The following is a 3,770-nucleotide window of genomic DNA, read 5'->3' on the forward strand; positions in this document are numbered from 1 at the left end:
ACCGGACACCGCGGGCACCGCACAGGACCTTCGAAACACCCCCTAGGGTCGGCCCATGGACGTCGTCGCGTCTCTTCCCCGTCTCCACCTCCTGCGTTTCCCGGTCGGCCAGGCGTATCTCTGGCGCGACGCCGACGAGGCGCAGCGGCGGCTCGTCGCTGTCGCAGAGGTACCCGGACGTCATCATCGCCGACGAGCCGACCACCGCCCCGGACGTCACCGTGCAGGCGCAGATCCTCGACGTCCTCGAAACGGCCCGTGACCGGACCGGAGCGGCCCTCGTCCTCATCACCCACGATCTGGGCGTGGTGGCCGGCCACGCCGACCGGGTGCCGTGATGTATGCGGGCCGGATCGTGTAAACGGGTTCGGTCGAGGACATCCTCTGCACGCCGCGCATGCCCTACGCCCTCGGCCTGCTCGGCTCGCTGCCACGGCTGGACCGGGAGGAGGAGCGTCTCACCCCGATCACCGGATCGCCGCCCTCGCTGCTGAACCCGCCGCCCGGCTGCCCGTTCGCACCCCGCTGCCCCCTGCGCCGCGAAAGCCCGGACCGTGCCGGCAGCGTCGGGCACACCGTCGATCTCACGCGCCATCAGGGCTTTCGGGCGCGGCCCAGCCGTGCGGTACGCCCGCCTCCAGGTAAAGTGCCGCGCCTCGTTCGCGGGCCCGCAGCGCCCAGCGGAGCCGTGCGTAGCGCACGGGGGGAAGGAGATGGGCCGCTTCCTCCTCGGTGACGAACCGACAGTCACGCAACTCGGGTCCGGGCAGCAGGAGGCGGTCGGCTTCGCCGCTGTCGAGGCGTCCGCCGTCGAAGAGGAGGCGCAGGCCGCCGTAGCCGGGCGGCGCGGGCGGCTCCCAGTCCACGACGAGGAGCCGGGGGACCTCCTCGAGCGTGACGCCGGTCTCCTCGGCGACCTCGCGCATACCCGCGCGGGCGGGGGCCTCGCCGGGTTCGACGACACCGCCGGGGAACTCCCAGCCCGCCTTGTAGGTGGGGTCCACGAGCAGCACGCGGTCCTGCTCGTCGAAGAGGAGCACACCGGCGGCGACGGTCTCCGCGGTGGGTTCCGGGGTCTGCACGATGTCGCAGACGGGCGCGTCGCCGCTGCGGACGGCATCGGCGATCCTCAGGGCCGTCTCGTACGGGGTGAGGGCGCTGGTGTCGACGGGGTGCGCGTCGGCGGCGAGCCAGGCGGCGAGGGCGGCGCGATAGGGCTCGATGTGGTCGTACGCCCACTGGCGGACCCGCATCTCCCCGTCGGGGAGGTCGGGCGGGACCTCCCGGCCGGCTATTCGCTCGCGCAGGATCGTTTCGGCCGGGGCGAGAAGCACATGGCGTACGGGGATGCGCCGGGCGGCGAGACCGCCGAAGATCTCGTCGCGGTACTCCTGGCGCAGCAGGGTCATCGGAACCACGAGGACACCGCCGAGTTCGCCGAGCATCGCGGCGGCGGTGTCGATCACGAGCCGTCGCCAGATCGGCAGGTCCTGGAGGTCGCCGGCCTCGGCGAGGCGTTTGGGCGGCAGCAGGTGCGCGAGCGCTCCGCCGATGACCTCGGGGTCGAAGAGCGCGCTGTTCGGGATCAGTTCGATCAGTTCCCGTGCGGTTGCCGTCTTTCCCGCACCGAACGCACCGTTGATCCAGACGATCACGGTTCCCCCTCTTCTGTTGGCCCCCTGTGGCTTGCCCGCTCCAGCCTGCCACGGAAACCCGGCGCTGATGAGGGCGCATGGGACGGCCGGCGAGCCGCGGCGGCGACCAGGAAGATCGCCGGCGTCAAGGCGGGGATGTTCCGCCGACCGGCGGACGACGGGAGGCAACGGCTGTGTTCGGCTTCAGCAGTCGAACACCGACCAGCAGACGTCGTTGCGCAGCCTCTGGTCATCGAGCACGAGGTCGCGGATCTCCTCTGGGAGCTGATCGCGCTGCCACTGGCACTCGAGTCGCCCCGCGGCCTCGCTCAGGGCTTCCGGTGCGACCGCGCGCGCAGCCTTGATCGCGTAGGCGGCCGCGCCGAGCTCGTGCGCGGCGACGTGGGCGACGTGGGCGACGTGGGCGACGGCCTCGGCCTGGCCGGCGGCGTACGCGGCATGCCGTGCTGCCCCACGCAGGTCCCTCGCCGCCCCCATCGCGTGTCCGCCCGCCGTGCGAGCCTGCATCACCCTGACCTCACCACGCGCCCAGGCCCGGGCAGGCTCGGTCGCCCGGCGCGGTCGCGCTCTACCCGGCCACCCTGCGCACCTGGGAACGTGCCGGAGTCCTCGCCCCGCGACGTGACCCGCGCACCGGGTACCGCCAGTACCTCGCACGGGACGTGCGCGACGCCGAACTGGCGCACCTGCTGCGCCGGGGAGGCCAGAGCCTGGACACCATCGCCGCCGTCCTCGGAGAACTCCGCGACGCCGACAGCCTCGAAGCGCTGGCCAGGACACTGGAACGGTGGCGGCGCGACCTCACGTCCCGCGGGATGGCCCGGCTGTACGCAGCCGGCCAGCTCTCCGCCTGCTGTGACGCCCTGGACCCATCCACGAGAGCCGGCTGACCCCCAAAGCACCGACATCGCGTGGGGAGACGTTCGGGGCCCAGGGGCGACCGCCCCCGTAGCCGCACCGCCGCGCGCCCCGGCGGCCCGGCGGGTCGATCGGCCGGCCGACGGCCGTGGGCCCGTCCGAGCTCGCCGAGGGCGAGGCGTTTCGCTTCGTGGTACCGCCGGGCCGCGCGCGGGACCGCGTTCGCCTCGAAGCGCGGCGGTGACGGCCGGGGCGTCGTGTCTGGCTGGATCGCCCCGGCCGGCCGTCAGCCGTTGCGCCCTGAAACGTCCTCGTCCATGGCGAGGCCGTCCTGGCCGAGGGCGTGGTCGACGGTGCTCAGGGTGTCCCTGACGTTCAGGTCCCCGATCCCCTCGTGGTCGGCGGCGTGGGACGGAGTGACGGCGGCCACGACGAAGCCGGTGGCGAGGGAGGCAATGGCGAGCATGCTGCGCTTCTTCATGCCCCGTTCAACTGCGGAATCCGCCAAGGGTCACGCACGGTGCTGCGCGGACGTGAGCTCCGCTTCACACCGCCGCGTCGAACAAACACGACCACTCCCCTTCCGGCACACTCCGACACGTCCTACCGTAAGCGCGCACGGTTGACGCGGACGTGAAGGCATCCCATCTGTCGTGAGGACGCGCGATGCCCGCGCAACCGCTCGGCGCGGACGTGACGGGCGCCCAGGTGGTCCGCCTCGTCGTCACCGACGGGGCGACGGCATCGACTCGGACCATGCCGACTGGGCGGACGCGAAGCTGAGTTGCCGAGCGGGTCGACGCGCTGTCCCCGGCGCGGTCCCGCGCCGGGGACGCCTCCTCCGCGGGTGCCGCCCCTGCCGGGCACGTCCCCGGACACGAGGCGGCGGCCCGCCGCGCCGGACACGGCCCGCGATCGCCGCCCCGGTGCGCCCACGGCCCTGCCTCCGGCGGCCCGGCCGCTTGCTCAGGTCGCGGCGTTCGCCGTCGGCGTGCTCTCCCGGCCGCGCAGGGCCGCCGCGGCCGCGCCCACCAGGCCCGCGTCCGTGCCCATCAGAGCGGGCGCCACGGTCAGGCGCTGCACGAAGGAGAGGGTGGCGTAGCCGGCCAGGGCCTTGCGCAGCGGCGCGAAGAGGATGTCGCCGGCCTTGCCCACTCCCCCGCCGACGACCGCGATGTCGATCTCGACGAGCGTCGCGGTCGCGGCGATGCCCGCGGCCTGCGCCTGGGCAGCCCGTTCCAAGGGCGCCACGGCCAA

At 73.6% G+C, this 3,770-nt stretch carries 4 protein-coding genes and 4 pseudogenes; 4 read left to right on the plus strand and 4 right to left on the minus strand.

What is annotated here, in order from left to right; genetic code table 11:
- Positions 1-55: 55 nt before the first annotated feature.
- Together ACFSL4_RS05380 and ACFSL4_RS37675 are read left to right on the plus strand one after the other, a co-directional pair.
- A pseudogene (locus tag ACFSL4_RS05380) lies at positions 56-139 on the plus strand (MBL fold metallo-hydrolase); the annotation flags it as partial.
- Positions 140-173: 34 nt separating this feature from the next.
- Positions 174-553, plus strand: a pseudogene (locus tag ACFSL4_RS37675) (oligopeptide/dipeptide ABC transporter ATP-binding protein); the annotation flags it as partial.
- A gap of 31 nt (positions 554-584) precedes the next feature.
- On the opposite strand, the gene ACFSL4_RS05390 reads toward ACFSL4_RS37675, so the two are convergent.
- Both ACFSL4_RS05390 and ACFSL4_RS05395 read right to left on the minus strand, forming a co-directional pair.
- Entirely contained in the window at positions 585-1,655 is a 1,071-nt protein-coding gene (locus ACFSL4_RS05390; protein ID WP_381079060.1) for an NUDIX hydrolase, read from the minus strand.
- A 183-nt stretch (positions 1,656-1,838) separates the two neighbouring features.
- Positions 1,839-2,231, minus strand: a pseudogene (locus ACFSL4_RS05395) (putative immunity protein); the annotation flags it as partial.
- A 5-nt stretch (positions 2,232-2,236) separates the two neighbouring features.
- On the opposite strand from ACFSL4_RS05395, the gene ACFSL4_RS05400 reads away from it, so the two are divergent.
- Positions 2,237-2,545 carry a MerR family transcriptional regulator gene (locus ACFSL4_RS05400; RefSeq protein ID WP_381079316.1) on the plus strand — a complete coding sequence of 103 codons (309 nt, stop codon included), beginning with the start codon at positions 2,237-2,239 and terminating at the stop codon, positions 2,543-2,545.
- 254 nt (positions 2,546-2,799) lie between these two features.
- Here ACFSL4_RS05400 and ACFSL4_RS05405 read toward each other — a convergent pair whose 3' ends face one another.
- On the minus strand, positions 2,800-2,994 hold the full coding sequence (locus ACFSL4_RS05405; RefSeq protein WP_381079062.1) for a hypothetical protein: 195 nt from the start codon (positions 2,992-2,994) through the stop codon (positions 2,800-2,802).
- A 182-nt stretch (positions 2,995-3,176) separates the two neighbouring features.
- On the opposite strand from ACFSL4_RS05405, the pseudogene ACFSL4_RS05410 reads away from it, so the two are divergent.
- Positions 3,177-3,301, plus strand: a pseudogene (locus ACFSL4_RS05410) (NPCBM/NEW2 domain-containing protein); the annotation flags it as partial.
- A 178-nt stretch (positions 3,302-3,479) separates the two neighbouring features.
- On the opposite strand, the gene ACFSL4_RS05415 reads toward ACFSL4_RS05410, so the two are convergent.
- On the minus strand, positions 3,480-3,770 hold a 291-nt coding region (locus ACFSL4_RS05415; protein ID WP_381079063.1), incomplete at its 5' end, for an ROK family protein.

It is taken from the genome of Streptomyces caeni, assembly GCF_042678285.1.
Lineage (GTDB): Bacteria > Actinomycetota > Actinomycetes > Streptomycetales > Streptomycetaceae > Streptomyces > Streptomyces caeni.

Excerpts from the sequence above, each read along its gene's own strand:
- ACFSL4_RS05405 (WP_381079062.1), bottom strand. The coding sequence starts at position 2,994 with ATGAAGAAGCGCAGCATGCTCGCCATTGCCTCCCTCGCCACCGGCTTC.